At 64.0% G+C, this 17,361-nt stretch carries 17 protein-coding genes; 11 read left to right on the top strand and 6 right to left on the bottom strand.

Features of this window, described 5'->3' with window-relative positions; genetic code table 11:
• Window positions 1-41: 41 nt before the first annotated feature.
• Genes hisS through der form a run of 4 tightly spaced genes read left to right on the top strand, consistent with a single transcriptional unit; the run spans window position 42 to window position 4,601 of the window.
• A complete protein-coding gene (gene hisS / locus DZK26_RS07670; protein WP_116897594.1) occupies window positions 42-1,319 on the top strand; it encodes a histidine--tRNA ligase in 1,278 nt (425 codons plus the stop codon).
• A gap of 53 nt (window positions 1,320-1,372) precedes the next feature.
• Window positions 1,373-2,020, top strand: coding sequence for a tetratricopeptide repeat protein (locus tag DZK26_RS07665; protein WP_116897593.1), 648 nt, complete (start codon window positions 1,373-1,375; stop codon window positions 2,018-2,020).
• A complete protein-coding gene (gene bamB, locus DZK26_RS07660; protein ID WP_116897592.1) occupies window positions 2,017-3,186 on the top strand; it encodes an outer membrane protein assembly factor BamB in 1,170 nt (389 codons plus the stop codon). The genes DZK26_RS07665 and bamB overlap by 4 nt, the downstream gene beginning before the upstream one ends.
• 11 nt (window positions 3,187-3,197) lie before the next feature.
• A complete protein-coding gene (gene der / locus DZK26_RS07655; protein ID WP_116897591.1) occupies window positions 3,198-4,601 on the top strand; it encodes a ribosome biogenesis GTPase Der in 1,404 nt (467 codons plus the stop codon).
• 12 nt (window positions 4,602-4,613) lie between these two features.
• Here der and DZK26_RS07650 read toward each other — a convergent pair whose 3' ends face one another.
• Window positions 4,614-5,093, bottom strand: a complete 480-nt coding sequence (locus DZK26_RS07650; RefSeq protein WP_181918308.1) for a hypothetical protein — start codon at window positions 5,091-5,093, stop codon at window positions 4,614-4,616.
• Between the two features lie 55 nt (window positions 5,094-5,148).
• Between DZK26_RS07650 and folD the strand changes: the two genes are divergently transcribed.
• The 4 genes from folD (at window position 5,149) to DZK26_RS07630 (ending at window position 9,095) form a co-directional block, all read left to right on the top strand.
• Window positions 5,149-6,018 (top strand): bifunctional methylenetetrahydrofolate dehydrogenase/methenyltetrahydrofolate cyclohydrolase FolD, encoded by an 870-nt coding sequence (folD, locus tag DZK26_RS07645; protein ID WP_116897589.1) that lies wholly within the window; start codon window positions 5,149-5,151, stop codon window positions 6,016-6,018.
• A 96-nt stretch (window positions 6,019-6,114) separates the two neighbouring features.
• Complete coding sequence (locus DZK26_RS07640) at window positions 6,115-6,636, top strand: TRAP transporter small permease (protein ID WP_116897588.1); 522 nt, start codon at window positions 6,115-6,117, stop codon at window positions 6,634-6,636.
• Entirely contained in the window at window positions 6,633-7,910 is a 1,278-nt protein-coding gene (locus DZK26_RS07635; RefSeq protein WP_116897587.1) for a TRAP transporter large permease subunit, read from the top strand. The genes DZK26_RS07640 and DZK26_RS07635 overlap by 4 nt, the downstream gene beginning before the upstream one ends.
• A gap of 54 nt (window positions 7,911-7,964) precedes the next feature.
• The gene (locus DZK26_RS07630; protein WP_116897586.1) at window positions 7,965-9,095 is read left to right on the top strand and encodes a LysM domain-containing protein; all 1,131 of its coding nucleotides are present in this window, start codon (window positions 7,965-7,967) and stop codon (window positions 9,093-9,095) included.
• A 2-nt stretch (window positions 9,096-9,097) separates the two neighbouring features.
• Here DZK26_RS07630 and DZK26_RS07625 read toward each other — a convergent pair whose 3' ends face one another.
• The 5 genes from DZK26_RS07625 to DZK26_RS07605 form a co-directional block, all read right to left on the bottom strand.
• On the bottom strand, window positions 9,098-10,807 hold the full coding sequence (locus DZK26_RS07625; protein ID WP_181918307.1) for a serine/threonine-protein kinase: 1,710 nt from the start codon (window positions 10,805-10,807) through the stop codon (window positions 9,098-9,100).
• A 79-nt stretch (window positions 10,808-10,886) separates the two neighbouring features.
• On the bottom strand, window positions 10,887-11,441 hold the full coding sequence (locus tag DZK26_RS07620) for a CPBP family intramembrane glutamic endopeptidase (RefSeq protein WP_116897584.1): 555 nt from the start codon (window positions 11,439-11,441) through the stop codon (window positions 10,887-10,889).
• The gene (locus DZK26_RS07615; RefSeq protein ID WP_116897583.1) at window positions 11,438-12,877 is read right to left on the bottom strand and encodes an acetyl-CoA C-acetyltransferase; all 1,440 of its coding nucleotides are present in this window, start codon (window positions 12,875-12,877) and stop codon (window positions 11,438-11,440) included. Before DZK26_RS07615 ends, DZK26_RS07620 begins: the two co-directional genes overlap by 4 nt.
• Entirely contained in the window at window positions 12,877-14,862 is a 1,986-nt protein-coding gene (locus tag DZK26_RS07610) for a 3-hydroxyacyl-CoA dehydrogenase NAD-binding domain-containing protein (protein WP_116897582.1), read from the bottom strand. The genes DZK26_RS07615 and DZK26_RS07610 overlap by 1 nt, the downstream gene beginning before the upstream one ends.
• 72 nt (window positions 14,863-14,934) lie before the next feature.
• A complete protein-coding gene (locus tag DZK26_RS07605) occupies window positions 14,935-15,525 on the bottom strand; it encodes a nucleoside triphosphate pyrophosphatase (RefSeq protein ID WP_116897581.1) in 591 nt (196 codons plus the stop codon).
• A 47-nt stretch (window positions 15,526-15,572) separates the two neighbouring features.
• Here DZK26_RS07605 and DZK26_RS07600 point away from each other — a divergent pair, with 47 nt between their 5' ends.
• The 3 genes from DZK26_RS07600 to plsX are packed head-to-tail and all read left to right on the top strand — an operon-like array spanning window position 15,573 to window position 17,336.
• A complete protein-coding gene (locus tag DZK26_RS07600) occupies window positions 15,573-16,085 on the top strand; it encodes a DUF177 domain-containing protein (RefSeq protein WP_116897580.1) in 513 nt (170 codons plus the stop codon).
• 19 nt (window positions 16,086-16,104) lie between these two features.
• Window positions 16,105-16,317 carry a 50S ribosomal protein L32 gene (gene rpmF / locus DZK26_RS07595; RefSeq protein ID WP_116897579.1) on the top strand — a complete coding sequence of 71 codons (213 nt, stop codon included), beginning with the start codon at window positions 16,105-16,107 and terminating at the stop codon, window positions 16,315-16,317.
• A gap of 17 nt (window positions 16,318-16,334) precedes the next feature.
• Window positions 16,335-17,336 carry a phosphate acyltransferase PlsX gene (gene plsX, locus DZK26_RS07590; protein ID WP_116897578.1) on the top strand — a complete coding sequence of 334 codons (1,002 nt, stop codon included), beginning with the start codon at window positions 16,335-16,337 and terminating at the stop codon, window positions 17,334-17,336.
• Window positions 17,337-17,361 lie beyond the last annotated feature (25 nt).

Below are 17,361 nucleotides of genomic sequence, written 5' to 3'. Positions count from 1 at the left end.
CCGCCGTCGGCGGGCTTGTCATTTCTGACGGAAGCAAACAGATGAACAACATCCAGTCGATTCGCGGCATGCACGACATCCTGCCGGACAAGACGCCCATGTGGCGTTGGCTGGAAGGGCGTCTGGCCCGTGTTTTCGCGGCCTACGATTTCCACGAGATCCGCCTGCCGATACTGGAAAAGGCCGAGGTCTTCTCACGCGCCATCGGCCAGGCCACCGATGTCGTCGAGAAGGAGATGTACGCTTTCGAAGATCGTAACGGTGAGCTGCTCAGCCTGCGTCCGGAAGGCACGGCAGCGGTCGTGCGCTCGGCCATCCAGCACGGCTTGCTGCATTCTCCGGGCCTGAAGGTCTGGTATCAGGGGGCCATGTTCCGCCACGAACGTCCGCAGAAAGGACGCCAGCGCCAGTTTCACCAGTTCGGGGCCGAGGTGTTCGGCCTGGAACAGCCCACTGCCGATGTGGAACTGATTGCGCTGGGTGAACGGCTCTGGCGCGAGCTTGGTCTTTCGGGACGGATTCGTCTCGAGATCAACACGCTGGGTGATCGCGAGGACCGCCAGCGTTACCGGCAGAAACTCGTCGAGTACCTGACGCCGCTGAGGGATCGCCTCGATACCGACAGCCAGCGGCGACTGGATACCAATCCCTTGCGCATTTTCGACAGCAAGAACGAGGAAACGCGCGCCATCATGGCGGATGCGCCCCGGCTGGCCGACGAGCTCGGCGATGCCGCCCGCGAACATTTCCGGAACGTATGTTCGCTGCTCGATCGCCTGGGCATCGAATACAGCGTCAACACCGGCCTGGTGCGCGGGCTCGACTACTATTGCCGCACCGTTTTCGAGTGGGTAACCGACGATCTCGGCGCCCAGGGCACGGTATGTGCCGGCGGTCGCTACAATGACCTGGTGGCAATTCAGGGCGGTCGCGACACACCCGGCATTGGCTTTGCGCTGGGCGTGGAACGACTCCTGGCGATGCTCGAGGCGGCCGGCGTCGAGCATGTCCAGAATGCCGACGTCTTCCTGGTCAGCCAGGTCGATGCCGGCGATATGCTTTCGCTGGCCGAGAAGTTGCGTGACGACTTGCCGGGCCTGTCGCTGGCCACCGCGCTGGCCGGCGGCAGCATGCGCTCGCAATTCAAGCGCGCTGACCGCAGTGGCGCACGCTGGTGCGTCATCCTGGGAGAAGCCGAATTTGCCCGTGGAGAGGCGGCGATCAAGGATCTGCGTGGCGACGCCGATCAGGAAGTGGTCGCCCTCGAACAGTTGCCGCAACGCTTGCAGTCATTGATTGCCGCGCAGCGCGATGACTGATTTATCATAGACAGCTGGCTTTTTATCACGCCGACCGCAAGGATCAATTTGAAATGGCTGTAGAGCTTTACGACGAACACGAACAGGGTGAGCGCGTCCGACGCTGGATCAAGGAATACAGCTCGGCGATCATCGTCGCCCTGATACTGGCATTCGGCGGTATCTTCGGATTTCGCCAGTGGCAGGATTACCGCGCCGAACAGCAGTTGATGGGTTCGGATTACTATCAGGTCGTGCGCCAGCAAGTGGCCGACGGCAACCTTGAATCCGCGGCGTCGGAGTATCAGGCCATGCAGGATGCGGTGGGCGAGACGGCCTACACCGGTCTGGCCGGCATGCACTTGGCCGCCGCCTGGATCGAAGCGGGTCGGCTGTCGCCGGCCGCCGATGTCTACCGCGGCATCCTCGACAACGGCCGTCTTGAATCCCTCTGGCCGGTGGCCAAGCTTCGTCTGGCGCGTGTACTCGAAGCCCAGGGCCAGTACGAGGAAGCGCTGGGGCTGCTGGAAGAGTCCGCTCCCGAGGGATTCGAGGCGACATGGGCTGAGGCACGCGGTGATCTGCTGTTCGAGCGCGGACGCGTGGCCGAAGCGCGCTCAGCCTGGGAAGAGGCGTTGTCGCAGCGCACGGCCGACGGTGGGAATCCGGGGTTGCTGCAGATCAAGATCGACGCCGCGACGACGGACGGAGATGCTTCATGATCCGGCTTGGACGACTACTCGCTCTGGTCCCCGTGCTCTTGTTGTTGGCAGGCTGTCAGACGATTGGCGGCTGGTTCAGCGATGACGACGAACTCCAGCCGGCTGAATTGACCGATATTCAGCAATCGGTGCCCATTGACCGCGTCTGGTCCGTCGATACCGGTGACGGAATCAACCGCAGTCAGCCGCGCATCCGGCCCGTGGCTGCCGGCGACCAGATCTGGGCTGCCGATCACAAGGGGCGGATCACGGCCGTCAATCGCGAAACCGGGCGGATCGAGCGTGAAATCGATATCGGGTTGCCGATTTCCGCGGGACCGACCATAACGGATGAGTTGATTATCGTCGGCACTTTCGACGGTGAGCTGGTGGTCATCGACCGCAGTTCCGGCGCGATCCGCTGGCGCGCCCAGTTGTCTTCCGAAATTCTCTCCATGCCGGTACTGCATGACGGCATCATCATCGCGCGCTGTATCGATGGCCGGGTATTCGGCCTGGATCGCAGCGACGGCGCGCGCCTCTGGGTGCATGACCGCAGCGTTCCCCTGCTGACGCTTCGCGGCAACGGCGATCCGCTGACGCGGGCCGGTCAGGCCTACATCGGCTACGACGATGGGCAGGTGACGACGCTTCGCGTTTCGGATGGATCGGTGCTGTGGGAACAGCGCGTCAGTGCACCCGAAGGACGCACGGAGCTGGAACGTCTGGCCGATATCGACGGCCCGATGCTGGTCGTCGGTACCGAACTCTACGTGGTGAGTTACCACGGTCGACTGGCGGGCCTGGCACTGGAATCCGGCCGTACGCTTTGGGTCAAGGAGATTTCGTCGTCGAGCGGATTGAGTTTGCGTCGCACGCAACTGGCGGTCACCGACAAGGACGACAACGTCTGGATGATCGATCGTCGCAACGGCACCACCCTCTGGCGTGACAATCAGCTTCTGCGTCGCGACTTGACCCGTCCGGTGTTCCTGGGCGGCCTGGTTGCGGTTGGCGATTTCGACGGTTACCTGCACTTCTTCGACGCCGACAACGGCGAGATCGTTGGACGTGAAAAGGCCAGCGGCAGTGCACCGGTCTCGGCTCCGCTGGTTGTCGGGGATACGCTTTACCTGCTGGACGAAGACGGAGAGCTGAGCGCCTGGCGAGTCAGCCGCTCGGGCTAGGGCGGCCTTCCATGTCTACGCTGCCGGTGGTCGCCATTGTCGGGCGGCCGAATGTCGGGAAGTCAACGCTGTTCAACGCGTTGACACAGACCCGGGACGCGCTGGTGGCGGATACACCCGGTGTCACCCGCGACCGCATCTACGGTCGCGCCACGGTGGGCGCGAGAAGGGTGATTCTGGTCGATACGGGCGGGCTGGACCAGGCGGGTGGCGAGATCGAACTGGGCGCCCAGGCCCAGACCCGCCTGGCGATCGACGAGGCCGACGCGGTCCTGTTCCTGACCGACGCGCGTGCCGGAATTCTTCCGGTTGAACACGAGATCGCGACCGACCTGCGCAATCGCGGGAAAGCGGTCGTTCATGTGGTCAACAAGTCCGATGGGTTGGATCCCGACCTGGCGATTGCCGAAGCCGCGGAGCTGGGGCTGGGCGAAATCTGTCCGATTTCGGCCAGCCACCGGCGCGGACTCGATCACCTCGGCCAGGCACTTGCCGAGTTGCTGCCCGAGGCGGAAGAAAGCAGTGTGCCCGACGACGACGGCCTGCGTCTGGCGCTGATCGGTCGGCCGAATGCCGGCAAGTCGACGCTCATGAATCGCCTGCTGGGCGAAGAGCGAGCCCTGGCCACGTCGGTGGCCGGCACCACCCGGGATCCCATTCACGCCACCATCGAGCGCGACGGCGTCCGCTATCACCTCATCGACACGGCCGGTATTCGACGCCGCCGGGGCAGTCACGAGGGCGTGGAACGCTTCAGCACCATCAAGGCGCTACAGTCGCTCGAGCAAGCTCGCATCGTCTGCCTGATCTGTGACGCCGTCGAAGGCATTACCGAACAGGATGCCCGCCTGGCTGGTCATGTCATCGAGGCCGGACGCGGACTGGTCATAGCGATCAACAAATGGGATGCCATCGACAATGACCGCCGCCGCGCGGTGCTCGTGGAGGTTGCCGAGCGGCTCGATTTCGCCCGTTTTGCGCCGGTGGTGACAATCTCCGCCTTGCACGGGAGCGGGCTGGGCGAGCTCACCGATGCCATCGAGCACGTGCATGCCGCCGGCGAGCAGGAACTGCCCACCGGCGCACTCACCCGCACACTGCGCGATGCCGTGGCGGCTCATCCGCCGGCGGCGGTGCAGCGCAAGTCGCCCAAATTGCGCTACGCCCATAGTGGGGGTCACTTTCCGACCCGGATCGTGATTCACGGCAATCGGGTGCGGGGTATTCCCGACCAATACCAGCGCTACCTGGTCAACACCTTCCGAAAGCACTTCCGCCTGACCGGCATGCCGGTACGGCTGGTGTTTCGTGAGGGTGACAACCCGTATGCCGGGCGTCGCAACAAGCTCACGCCCCGGCAGGTCGAAAAGCGCAGGCGGCTCAAGAAGTTTGTCCGCAAGAACCGGAAACGCTGAGCGCCTGTTTGCCTAGAGGCTCCCCAACTGCTGATTGACGCAGCGAATCAGCATCGGGTCGTCGGGCAGGGTTTCGGGCGGGAAATGCTCGGCCAGCTCGCCATGACGATCGAACAGGTACTTGTTGAAGCTGCCGCGGGGCAGGATGGAGGCGCCTTTTTCCTGCAGCATCTCGCGAAAGAGTGAATGAGCCTCCGGGCCAGTGACCGAGTAGCGTTGCGTGATGATGAAGCTGAACGGATAGTTTTCGCGCAGGAACGCCTCGATTTCCGCCTCGTCGCGCGGTTCTTCATCGAAGTCGTTGGAGGGAATGGCGATCACCACCAGGCCATGGCGATTGAACTGCGTGTGCAGTTGTTGCATTCGCTTGATTTGGGGAAGGAAGCGACTCTCAGTCGCGATGTTGACGATGAACAACGGTTGGTGACGATAGCGCTCGAGGTAGATGTTTGCGCCCGAGAGATCCTTGAAGTGATGATTGAACAGGTTCACGTCCGGTCTGACTCCGAGTCGGTTTCCCACCAAATCCTACCTTACAATATCGGTCATGACGAAATCTCCCGCCCGTATTCTGGATGGTCGAGCGGTTGCCGACCGACTGATCTGCAACGTCGCCGATGCCGTGTCTTATCACGTGGACGCTGGCGGCAGGCCGCCCGGGCTTGCCGTGGTCCTGATCGGTGACGACCCGGCCTCCGAAATCTATGTCAAAAACAAGATTCGTGCCTGTGAGCGTGCCGGCATGGTCTCGACCACCCATCGTCTGGCACACGGCGTGGGTCGCAGCGAATTGCTGGCGCTGATCGACGCCCTCAATCGCGACGAGGCGGTCGATGGCATTCTGGTGCAGCTTCCGTTGCCGGCCCATCTCGATGAACACGCCGTGACCCGGCGTATTGCACCGGACAAGGATGTCGACGGTTTTCATCCGGCCAACATGGGTCGGCTTGCCCTGCGGGACCCCGGCCTGCGGCCGTGCACACCACGCGGGGTGATGACACTGCTTGCCGCACACGATATCGATACCAAGGGCATGAACACGCTGGTGGTGGGTGCGTCCAACATCGTCGGCCGGCCGCTGGCGCTGGAATTGCTCCTGGCCGGTGCCACGGTTTCCATCGCCCACCGGTTCACCCGGGACCTGCGCGCCCACGTCGAACGGGCGGAAGTGCTCTGCGTTGCCGTCGGCAAGCCCGGCATTGTCGATCCGGACTGGATTGCCGAGGGCGCCATCGTCGTGGACATCGGTATCAACCGTGGTGAAAACGGAAAGCTGCACGGCGATCTCGACTACGAAACCACGGCAAGGCGCGCCGGCTGGATCACACCGGTTCCGGGGGGCGTGGGACCGATGACGGTCGCAACCCTGATGCAGAATACGGCCGAAGCGGCCGGGCTGGTCGTTCGCGCGCCGTGATCTCCCGCACGGGGTGCGACGCTTGCGCGGGCTGGGAGGGCGCCCGCAAGGCGATCAAGTGCCGGGGATTGAGGGACGCCGAACCGGAGCGAATGCGTGTCCGGGCCTGATCGCGACCAGGATCCGGCGACGCGATCGATTCGATGGATCGAATCCGGCACGCTCACCGTCCTGTTTCTGATCCTGCTGCTTCTCGGGCTGGCCGATATTGGATTTCGGGCGTTGGCGGGCATGACACTGCCGTGGATCGACGCTGCGATGCGTGCCGTGGTTTTGTGGCTGGTCATGACCGGCGCCGTGGTCGCCACGGGACGATTGCGTCATATCCGCATCGGTGTTCTGGAGTGCCGGCTGCCGGCGGTAGCCGTGGTCTGGCTGCGGCGCGTGTTGTTCGCAGCCACGGCCCTGATCTGCCTGGCGCTGACCTGGACCAGTCTCGACATCGTTGCGCTCGAGTACGAGTTCCAGGCCGTGGCGTTTCTGAATGTGCCCATGTGGGTGGTGCGGGTAATCATTCCGATCGGCTTCGCCATGATGGCTGCCCGCTTTCTGGCCTGGGCGGTGTCTCCCCCTTCGGCGGCCCTGTCGCCGGTCCCCGATCAGGGTGAACCGGAATGATGGTCTTCGTGCTGATCGTCCTGGCGCTCCTGGGCATGCCATTGTTCGCCGTGGTTGCCCTGGCCGCACTGGGTGGCTACTGGCAGGCGGGACTGGATCCGCTGCTGGCCAGCATGACGTTCGTGCGCATCGGTGAGCTGCCGTTGCTCGTGGCGCTCCCGCTTTTCTCCTTTGCCGGGATGTTGCTGGCACGAAGCCGTGCGCCGGGGCGTTTGCTGGGCCTGATGCAAGCGATGCCGGGCCGGCTCTCCGGTGGCGCGGTGTTTTTCGTGCTTATCCCTTGTTCGTTGCTCACGGCATTCATGGCGACCGCCAGCGTTGCCGTCATCGTCCTCGGCAGCCTGTTGCTGCCCGTCCTGATCCAGAACGGTCATTCGCGGCATTTCGCCCTCGGTGTCGTCACGGCCGGTTCCAGCCCGGGCGTCCTGTTCGCGCCTTCGTTGCCGTTGATTCTCTACGCGGTTGTCGCCCAGCAGGTCGCGCCGCGCGCGGCGTTGAGCATCGAAGCGTTGTTCCTGGCGGGACTGTTGCCGGGGCTCCTGATACTGGCGTTGATGGGCGGCTATGCCGCGTGGGATCACCAGGGATTGCCTCGCGGCAAGGGGTCCCGCAAGCCGATCGGGCGGGCATTGCGCGACAACGCCCTGGAACTGCCGCTGCCTTTCGTGATCCTCGGCGGCATCTACTCGGGCTACCTGCGCGTGGTCGATGCCGCGGTGATCGCGGCAGCCTGGGTTCTGATCACCCTGGTTTTGGTCCGTCGTGACATCCGTCCGTCGAAGTTGCCGGAGATCGTTACCGCGGCGATGATGCCGGTGGCCGCCATCGTCCTGGTGCTGGGCATGTCGATGGCCTCGGCCAACGTCATGATCGACGCGGGCGTGGTTCAACGCTTGTACGAGTGGCTCGAACCGCTTGTCGCCAGCCGCCTGATCTTTCTGCTGGCCGTGATCGCGCTGCTGCTCGCCGCCGGGATGATGATTGATATTGGCGCTGCGGTGGTTATTCTGGCTCCGCTGATCATCCCGGTGGCCACGGCCCTGGGCGTCGACCCGGTTCATCTCGGAATCGTGTCGGTGGTCAGCCTCCAGATCGGTTACTGCACACCGCCGCTGGCGAACGATCCTCTGCTGGCCGGCCCTCGTTTCGAACGTGATATTCCCACGCTCCACCGTGCCGTGCTGCCGTTTCTGGCCATCCTGTTCGTGGCGCTGTTGATCATCACCGCCTGGCCGGCACTGAGCCTGGCCTTGCCGTCCCTGTTCGACGCATGAGGCGACACGCCGCGGTTGCGCTACACTGAAAACTTGAAAGCAATGAGGTCCTGAATGTTGTCCGAGCGACGCGTCCAACTCCGATACTTCGTGCTGGCCGCGGTCTGCCTCACGCTGGCGGGCTGCCAGTCGTGGCAGAGCCGCCCCTCGGATGAAACCACTTCGGAGCCCTCCGTGGATCAGGTTCCTGATGGCCAGCAGGAAGCGCCTTCCGTCACGGTCGGCGCCGCCATCGGCCTGTTGCAGGAAGGCGAAGAGGCACAGGCCGAGGACCTGCTCGAGCAGATTGCCGATGAGCGTCCGGGCGATGTGACGGCCCAGCTCTTACTTGCCCAGATCCGGCAGCCCCCGGAGGAGTTGCTGGGTACGGAATTCGAGCAGATCGAAGTCAGGGCCGGCGAAAGTCTGTCGGTCATCGCCGAGCGTAGTATCGGAAATGGCCTGCTTTTTTACTCGCTGGCGAAGCTCAATGACATCGAAATCCCCCGATTGCTGCAGCCGGGTCAGCGGCTCAAGGTTCCGAATACATCCGCCAGTGACCGCGCGGCAAGCACCGAGGCGCCCCCGGAGGCGGATGCTCCGGCCGAGTCCGATGGCAGCGCCGACCCGAACCAGAGCGCACGAAGGCTCGTCGAGCGAGAAGCGCATGGCCAGGCATATTCAATGCTGCTCAGCGCGGCCCGGGCCGACGAGCTCAATGACCCCGGGAGAGCTACTCTGGCCCGCGCCGCAGTGCATTTGGCGCAGGATGCATGCCGGGAGGACGACCCGGACAGTGCCGATCAGTATCTCAGGCAGGCGTCGCCCTGGCTGGGGGGATTGGCCAATGAGGGTGAATTCGCCCGGCAGCGCAGCCACGTCGACGCACGCCTGAAGCTCGGGGAGGCCGAGCAATTACTGGCTCGCGGTGATGAGCGGGCAGCATTCGAGACGCTGATCGCGGCGCGGGAACAGTCGGTCGATCTGTCCCGGGCGCACGGGGCAAGACTGTCACGGCTCGAGCGTTTGCTGGTCGAGCACTATCATGATCTGGCGCTTACGGCCTGGCGCGATCAGCAGGTCGAACTCTCGGTGAAATTGTGGAACCGTGTCGTCCGGATCAATCCGGATTTCGAGCCGGCGATTCGGTATCTCGAGCGGGCTCATCGGGCCCAACAGAAACTGGAATCCTTGCAAAGCGGCTGAATCTAGTCCCCGCCCGATTTTTTCCGCTCCGAAAGCGGCAGGACATTGTCGGTCTCGTCGATCGACCAATCCATCTCCATCGTGTCGTCGCCATCGATGTCGGTGCGATCACCGGGATGGGGTAACGGGCGACGCGCCGGCTTGTGCTGCAGGTAACCGTGGCGTTCTTCGAGCCGATTGGCCATGTCGTTGAACACCCGGAAGAGCGGCGCGAAGACGTCCTGTCGGTTGCTCTCCAGCCGGGCGTCGTACTGGCCGCGGGCGATGCGCTGCAGGCCGCGACTGACCCGCTGAATGGAGCGCTGCTGGCGCCGGACCAGCAGACTGAACCCGATTCCGACCACCACCAGCGTGATGGCAAAGATGAGCGCAAGCATCGTGAGCGTCGTCTGTGCGGCGGATTCGAGCTGATCGCCGTCGATACCCAGCTGGACCTCGCCCATGCGCTGGGCCTGAAAGCGGATCGGTGTCTGGAATTCCAGATTGCCGTCCTCTCTCGCCAGTAGCCGTACGCCGCCCTGTTCACGTTCGATCGTGGCTCGACCCGGCTTTGGGCGGGGCTCGCCCTGCAGGAACGGATCGGTCGAAGCCAGGACTTGTCCGTTACGATCGCTGATATGCAGGTAGGTGATGCGGGGGTTGACGGAAAAATCGGAGACCAGGTTGGACAGTGCCGTCGTGTCGTCGAGCATCATCGCTTCGGCGGTCTCCCGTGCGACGACGCTTACCAGAGCGTCGGCGTAGCCGTAGGTGGATTCCGTCATGGCACGGGTCTGGCTGTGATAGACCCATACCAGACCGCCGCCGAGCACGACGGCCAGGGCAAGCCAGAGCGCCGCCAGCCAGCGCCAGGTGCCCGGCTGACTGCGCACGGTATTGAGCAGGCCACGGTCGAGGTCGGCGCGAATCTCCTGCAGTTCTTCGAGGACCAGCGAGCCGCTGGCCGGTCGTGCCTCGGGGTCCTTGGCCAGCAGGCGATGGACCAGTTCGATCAGGTCGACCGGTGTGCGGTCGTCTTTCGGCTGCAGGCGGGGCGGCGGGCGATGAACGATCTGATGAATCAGGGCGCCGATCGATTCGGCCTTGAAGGGGACGGCTCCGGTGAGCAGGCCGTAGAGTACGACACCGAGTGCGTACAGGTCTGCTCGGCCGTCGAATTCGCCGCCCTGGATTTGCTCCGGCGCCATGTACTTGGGGGTGCCGACGATCGTTTCGGGTTCCCCGCCGCCGACTTGCTTGGCGTCGCCGATGGCGGCGATGCCGAAGTCCACCAGCTTGACCAGGCCGGATTCCGGATCGAAATAGATGTTGGACGGCTTGACGTCGCGGTGAATCACGCCGCAGCCATGGGCATAGTCGAGGGCGCCGGCCAGCTGGATGCCAATCTCCAGGATTTCGCGGGTATCCAGATGGCCGCCGTCGTTCAGATACTCCTCCAGGCTCTGGCCCCTGAGGCGTTCCATGACCAAAAACGGCAGGCCCTCGTACTGACCGACATCGAAGACGGTAACGATATTGGCATGGCTGAGGCTGCCGGCCGAACGGGCTTCTCGCAGGAAACGCTGGCGGCTCTTGAGATCGCGCGCATATTGCTCGCGCAACACCTTGACCGCGAGATGACGGTTGATATGAGGATCGAACGCTTCATAGACGATCGACATCGAACCCCGACCGAGTTCGCGCTCGATTTTGTAGCGACCGATGCGTTCCAATGCGTTCCCTTTCCTGACCCTTGCGACGACATGGTAACCCATCGCCGCTCAAGTTCATTAAGAATGACTCAGGGAGGCCCTAGCGGCGCAGGTAGAAGTGGATCGCAACCCAGTCGTAGAGCGCGTGGACGACGATGGGCACCAGCAGGTTCCCGGACCAGTGATACAGCAGGCCGAGATACAGCCCCATCAGTGTTGCCAGAACGAAGTAGCTCGACGATACGGCGTGGGCGGCACCGAACAGGAGCGAGGCGAGTAATATACCGACGAGCGGATTCCAGTTCTCCGTCAGACCGTATTGAAGGACGCCGCGGAAAAGCAGTTCCTCGCCGATACCCGCAAGGATTGAAACGATGAGAACCGCGCCCGGCCAGGCATTGTGAAAAAGGATTCGCAGGAAGCGGCGAACCAGGCTGGTGAGTTGTTCGGCCCACTGCCAGCGGGCTGCAGGCAAGGCGACCAGGCTTGCAGCGAGCGGTAGCGTGGCCGCCAGGCCGATCGCCAGCGCCGGCCAGGTCAATTCGATGTCCCGCCAGGGAGACAAGCCGGACAACCATCCCAGGCCCACAGCCAGGACGACCAGGCCGCCCTGGAAGAGCAGGGCGGTAGTCAGTGGGTGCGAACGTGCGTTCAGTCTTCCCGGGCCCCGGTCGATTCATCGCCCGGGGCCGCTGACGGGCTCGTTTTCGTGGCGGTTTTTTTCTTGCCGGATTTTTTCGCGCCCTTCTTTTTCGGGCTCTTCTTTCGGGTCGTCTTCTTCGACGTGCCGCCGCCCGAACCGTTGTTGTCGCGCTCGAGGATCGCTGACACGCCCATGCCGCCGGCCGTGCAGATCGAGATCAGGCCCCGGCCGGAACCGGCTTTCTCGAGAATGTGGGCCAGGGTGGCGACGATTCGCGCCCCGGTGGCGGCGAAGGGATGACCCATGGCGACCGAGCCGCCGTGGACGTTCATGCGGCTGCGATCGATGCTGCCCAGCGGGCCATCCAGGCCCAGGCGTTCGGTGCAGTAGATTTCGCTCTCCCAGGCCTTGAGCGTGCACAGCACCTGGGCGGCGAAGGCTTCATGGATTTCGTAGAAGTCGAAGTCCTGCAGCTTGAGGCCGGCTTGTTGCAGCATTTCGGCAACGGCCACGGTGGGTGCCATCAGCAGGCCCTCGTCGCCGTCGACGAAATCGACCGCTGCCGTGCGTGAATGCGTCAGCCAGGCCAGAACCGGCAGGTCGTGTTTGCGAACCCAGTCCTCGGAAGCCAGCAGAACCGCGGCTGCGCCGTCGCTGAGCGTGGTCGAGTTGCCGGCGGTCAGGGTGCCGTGTTTCGAGCGATCGAAGGCCGGCTTGAGACTGGAGAGTTTCTCCATCGTCGTGTCCGGGCGCACGATGTTGTCGCGCAGGACGCCGTTGTGCGGCTTGACCAGGTCATCGAAGAAGCCCGAGTCCCAGGCCTCGGCGGCCTTATGGTGGGACTCCAGCGCCAGGTCATCCTGTTCCTTGCGGGTGATGTTCCACTCGCGCGCCATGCGTTCGCAGTGCTGGCCCATCGACAGGCCGGTCCGCGGCTCGGAATTGCGCGGCGGCTGCGGCGCCAGTTCGGAAAAGCTGAACCCCTTGAATGCTTTCAGTCGCTGACCGAAGGTTTTCGCCTTGTTGAGCTGCATCAGTCGCTGGGCGAAGCGGCGCTTGAATACGATTGGTACGTCCGAGGTCGTGTCCGTACCGCCGACAAGGGCGCATTCGATTTCACCCGAGGCGATCTGGCTGCCGGCCAGGATGGCTGCCTGCAGACTGGTGCCGCAGGCCTGCTGCATGGTAACCGCCGGCGTCAGCGGCGAAAGGTCCGTCGAGAGCACGGCCTCGCGGGCCAGGTTCCAGTCCTTGGAGTGGGTGGTCACGGCGCCCGCGATGACCTGGTCGAGTTTCTTGCCGGACAAGTTGTAGCGATCCACCACGCCCTGGAAAGCGGCGGTGAGCATGTCCATGTTGGTCTGGTCGGCGTACAGAGTGCCGGATCGGCAGAACGGGATGCGGCTGCCGCCGACAATGGCGATTCGGCGCAGGTTCTTGTCGGGCATCAGGACGCCTCCTTGTCGGCTTCACGGGTTTCGAGATAATGCATCGGGCCGCCGCGGAAGGGCGCGAACCCGGTACCGAAAATCATGCCGGCGTCGAGCAGGTCTGCATCCTCGACGACCTTGTCGGCCAGACAGGATCGGCACTCGTCGAAATAGGGCTGCATGAGCTGTTCGGCCAGCTTCTTGAGGTCGTGGCCCTTGTGGGCGTCGTCTTCGCGCTGGGGCTTGCCGTCCTTCCAACGGTAGAAACCCTCGCCCGACTTCTTGCCCAGCTTGCCGGCTTCCACCATTTCCTCGAGAACCTTGCGGTCTTCGCCGGCGTCGTCGCCCATCAGGGTCTTGATGACGCCCAGCCCGACATCCAGGCCGACGGTATCGGCCAGTTCCACCGGCCCCATCGGCATGCCGAACTGCTCGGCCGCCTTGTCGAGCGCTTCCTTGGGTACCCCTTCGCGGTGCATCTTCATGGCATTGCGCATGTAGGGGCCGAGTACGCGGTTGACCAGGAAGCCGGGGGTGGAGGTGACGGGCAGGGCGTACTTGCCGATCTGGGTGGCGAAGCTCGAGCCGTCGTTGACCCGGTCGCCGTCGGACAGCTTGGCGTCGTAGACGACTTCGACCAGCGGCATCTTGGCCACCGGGTTGAAGAAATGCAGGCCGATCAGGCGGGATGGATCGTTCAGCGCGTCGGCCAGTTCGGACAAGGGAATGGCCGAGGTGTTCGTGGCGATCAGCGCCCCGCGCGAGGCTTTCTTGTCGACCTTGGTGAACAGTTCGCGCTTGGCGTCGCGGTCTTCGAAGATGGCCTCGATGATCACGTCGGCCTGGGACACGCCCTTGCCCTCGACGTCGGCGATGAGCCGGGACTTGGCGGCGGCAACGGCCGTCGGCGTCTTGAGCTTGCGCTTGAACAACTTGCCGGCGCGCTTGAGCGCCGGCTCGATGTACTTCATCTCGCGGTCCTCGAGAGTGACCTCCAGTCCGCGCGAAGCGCACCAGGCGGCAATGTCGCCGCCCATGACACCGGCGCCGATGACGTGCACGCGTCGCGCGCTGAAATCGCTGCGCTTGCCCTGACCCTTGAGCATCTCCATCAGGCGGAAGACGCGCCGCAGGTTGCGCGAGGTTTCACCGGCCAGCAGCTTGGGAACCTCTTCGGCCTCGATGCGGATCATGCCGGAGCAGGAGTCGCCTTCGGCCTCGAAGGCGTCGATCAGCGCGTAGGGAGCGGGATAGTGTTCCTTGCGAGCCTTGCCGGCGGTCTGCTTGCGCATTTGCCCGGCGAGAATCTTGCGCACCGGGCCCCAGGTGGTGGCGCGTGCGGTCAGGCCCGGCTTGCGCGACTTGCGCTTCTTGAGGACCGCGTTGCGCGCCGACCAGCGCAGGGAACCGTGAATGTCGACGGTCTGGTCGATCAGGCCGAGGCCTTTTGCGGCCCGGGCCCGAAGCATCTTGCCGGTGAGCATGATCTGCATCGCCTGCAGGCCGCCGATGGCGCGAATGCTGCGCCCCGATCCGCCGAAACCGGGATAGATGCCGAGGTTGACTTCCGGAAAGCCGATGCGGGTGTGATCGGCGTCGAGTGCGATGCGGTAGTCGAAGCACAGCGCCAGTTCCAGACCGCCGCCCAGGCAGTAGCCCTCGAAGGCGACCACGGTGGGGAAGGGCAGATTGTCGATGCGCTGGAATAATGCGTGGACGTTCCGGACGTTGCTGCGCAGCTCATCGACATCGTCGGTGGCGTCGAATTCGCGTACGTCCGCGCCGACAATGAAATTCCCGGGCTTGCCCGACATCATCACCAGGCCCGTGGGGTGGTCGGCTTCGAGCCGGCCGATGATCGTGTCGAGTTCCTCGAGCACCTGCGAACTGAGGCTGTTGGTTTTTTCGTCTTCGCGGTCGAGGTAGAGCCAGGCGATGCCTTCGAGATCGGATTCCAGCCGCCAGTGCCTGCCGGCGCCGGTTTGCGAGGCAGTTGATGCCATCCGAAACTACTCCATTCTGGTGCGTATGGTTAGCTTATCACCTTGCTCCCGGGTTTGTGCGTTACCGGTGGTTCACGGCAGGTCGATACCCAATCGGGCCAGCAGCGTGACGACCCTCGTCAGCGGCAAACCGACCAGTGCGGTCGGGTCATCGCTGTTGATGGACTCGACCAGGCTGATTCCCAATGCCTCGCTCTTCATGGCGCCGGCGCAGTCAAAGGGCCGGTCGGCGTCGACGTAACGTTCGATCTGGTCCCGTTGCAGGGAGCGCATTGCGACACGGGTGGGCACCGAGTCAGTGAATGCCTCATGGTCACGGCGGACGGCGACAGCGGTGTGGAAGATGATTTCCGAACCGCTGCAAAACGACAGCTGCTCGATGGCGCGATCGCGGTTGCCGGGCTTGCCCAGAAGGCGACCGCGGCACTCGGCCACCTGGTCGGATCCGATCACGATTGCTCCGGGGCGGTAGCCGGCGACGGTGGCGGCCTTGGACCCGGCGAGACGCCCCGCCAGGGCCTCTCCGCATTCCCCCTCGGTGGGAGATTCGTCGATATCCGGCGAGAGCTGCTCGAAGTCCCGTCCGAGCCGGGCGAGCAGTTCGGCACGATAGGGGGAGCCGGAGGCGAGCACGATCGGGTGCGGGGAGTGAGATTCAGGCATCGCGCAAAGTGTTGTGAAAGCTGTTTGAGTGGTACAATGAGCGGCTTATGTCGCGAGACTTTCCAGACTGGATCGACCCGCACAAGGCGGCAGCCGCCGGGCGGGAATTCAGCGGTACGGTCCCGTTGGCGCGTTTGTCTCGCCTGGAAGGCATGATAGCCGATCCCGGCGATGCGGAAATCGGGTTCCGGATTGTATTCGGGTACGACGAACAACGCCAGGTTCGGGCAGAGGTTGCTGTCAGCGGGCGAGTGTCGCTTCGCTGTCAGCGGACCCTGAAGGTTTTCGAGTATCCGATCGAGAGCCGTTCGACGGTGGGCATCGTGCCCGACGACCGAACGGCCGATTCGCTGCCCGAGGACTACGAGCCGCTGCTGTGCCCGGACAACAAGGTTGAGCTGGTTCGCCTCATCGGCGAGGAGGTTCTGCTGGGGTTGCCGCTGGTGCCGATCGACCCGGCGTCCTCCCGAGTGGGGGAAGAGGCGCCGACGTCGGATACCTACCGGCCCTTTGCCGAACTGGCCGACGAAATGCGCAAGAACCGCGACAAGGACAAGTGACCCCAAGGAGTAGTGAACAATGGCTGTTCAGAAGAATCGAAAGACCCCGTCGAAGCGGGGCATGCGCCGCTCGCATGACCGCCTGAGCGGTCCGGCGCTGTCGGAAGAATCCACCACCGGCGAAATCCATCGTCGCCACCACGTCTCCGCCGAAGGCTTCTACCGTGGTCGGCAGGTCGTGGAAGTGGCCCCCGAAATCGACGAAGAAGAACTCGAAGAATCCCAGGGCTGATCGACCCGACCTGAATCGTGGCTGCGCAGGAATCTGCCAGTGTCGCCGTCGACGTGATGAGCGGCGACGGCGGGCTCGACACCGCACTGGCCGCAGTGGCTCACGCCCTGAAGGACGATGCCGCGCTGCGTGTCGATCTGGTCGGCGATCCTCGCCAGCTGCGTGAGGCGCTGAAGTCGGCCGGGCTGACCGAGGGCGATCGCATCAAACTGGTGGCCGCCGATCATGTGCTGCCGATGGACGCGGGCGCGGCCACGGCGCTTCGCCGCGGTGGTGGGAGCAGCATGCAGGTCGCGCTCGAGCGAGTCGTCGACGGCCTGAGCTCAGCGGTCGTCAGCGCCGGCAACACCGGCGCCCTGATGGCCCTGTCGCGACAGGTGTTGGGCATGCTGCCAGGCATCGAGCGGCCGGTACTGATGGCGGCGCTGCCGACAGCGGCCAGTCCCGTGTGGGTGCTCGATCTGGGCGCAAACGTCGGTGTCAATGCGCATCGCCTGTGCGAGTTCGCCCAGCTGGGCCATACAGCGGTGCGCGTTCTGCGTGGCCGTTCGCCGCGCATCGGACTGCTTAACATCGGTCACGAGGCGAACAAGGGACCCGACGTGGTTCGCGAGGCCGCCAGGTTGATCGACGCGGAGACCGACCTGGTGTTCGAGGGCTTCGTGGAGGCCGACCAGGTGTTCACCGGAGCGGTCGATCTGGTTGTCTGTGACGGCTTTGCCGGCAACGTGTTGCTCAAGAGCGCCGAAGGCATGGTGCGCCTGCTTTTCGGGCGTCTGCGCGAGGAAATGGGCGGTTGGCGTACGCCGCTGACCCGGCAACCGCTCAGACGCCTGTATGACAAGCTCGACCCTTCCCGGCATAATGGGGCCCCGCTTCTGGGTGTGCGCGGTGTCGTGATCAAGAGTCATGGCGGTGCCTGCGAACGCGGCTTCGCATCGGCCATCAGCCTGGCCTCGCTGGAAGCCCGCCGCAACCTCATTCCGGAGCTCGAACAAGCGTTTTGGGCCGGCTACTGATCGATATGCAGGGACAATAACGACA

The organism is Wenzhouxiangella sp. 15190 (assembly GCF_003417465.1).
Taxonomy (GTDB): Bacteria; Pseudomonadota; Gammaproteobacteria; order Xanthomonadales; family Wenzhouxiangellaceae; genus Wenzhouxiangella.
This window is presented reverse-complemented; position numbering and strand designations above follow the sequence as displayed.

Bases quoted from the DNA above. Each gene is read 5' to 3' on its own strand.
- hisS (WP_116897594.1), top strand. From the start codon at position 42: ATGAACAACATCCAGTCGATTCGCGGCATGCACGACATCCTGCCGGAC.
- der (WP_116897591.1), top strand. From the start codon at position 3,198: ATGTCTACGCTGCCGGTGGTCGCCATTGTCGGGCGGCCGAATGTCGGG.
- DZK26_RS07630 (WP_116897586.1), top strand. From the start codon at position 7,965: ATGTTGTCCGAGCGACGCGTCCAACTCCGATACTTCGTGCTGGCCGCG.
- DZK26_RS07605 (WP_116897581.1), bottom strand. From the start codon at position 15,525: ATGCCTGAATCTCACTCCCCGCACCCGATCGTGCTCGCCTCCGGCTCC.
- DZK26_RS07600 (WP_116897580.1), top strand. From the start codon at position 15,573: ATGTCGCGAGACTTTCCAGACTGGATCGACCCGCACAAGGCGGCAGCC.
- bamB (WP_116897592.1), top strand. From the start codon at position 2,017: ATGATCCGGCTTGGACGACTACTCGCTCTGGTCCCCGTGCTCTTGTTG.
- DZK26_RS07615 (WP_116897583.1), bottom strand. From the start codon at position 12,877: ATGCCCGACAAGAACCTGCGCCGAATCGCCATTGTCGGCGGCAGCCGC.
- folD (WP_116897589.1), top strand. From the start codon at position 5,149: ATGACGAAATCTCCCGCCCGTATTCTGGATGGTCGAGCGGTTGCCGAC.
- DZK26_RS07635 (WP_116897587.1), top strand. From the start codon at position 6,633: ATGATGGTCTTCGTGCTGATCGTCCTGGCGCTCCTGGGCATGCCATTG.
- rpmF (WP_116897579.1), top strand. From the start codon at position 16,105: ATGGCTGTTCAGAAGAATCGAAAGACCCCGTCGAAGCGGGGCATGCGC.
- DZK26_RS07610 (WP_116897582.1), bottom strand. From the start codon at position 14,862: ATGGCATCAACTGCCTCGCAAACCGGCGCCGGCAGGCACTGGCGGCTG.
- DZK26_RS07665 (WP_116897593.1), top strand. From the start codon at position 1,373: ATGGCTGTAGAGCTTTACGACGAACACGAACAGGGTGAGCGCGTCCGA.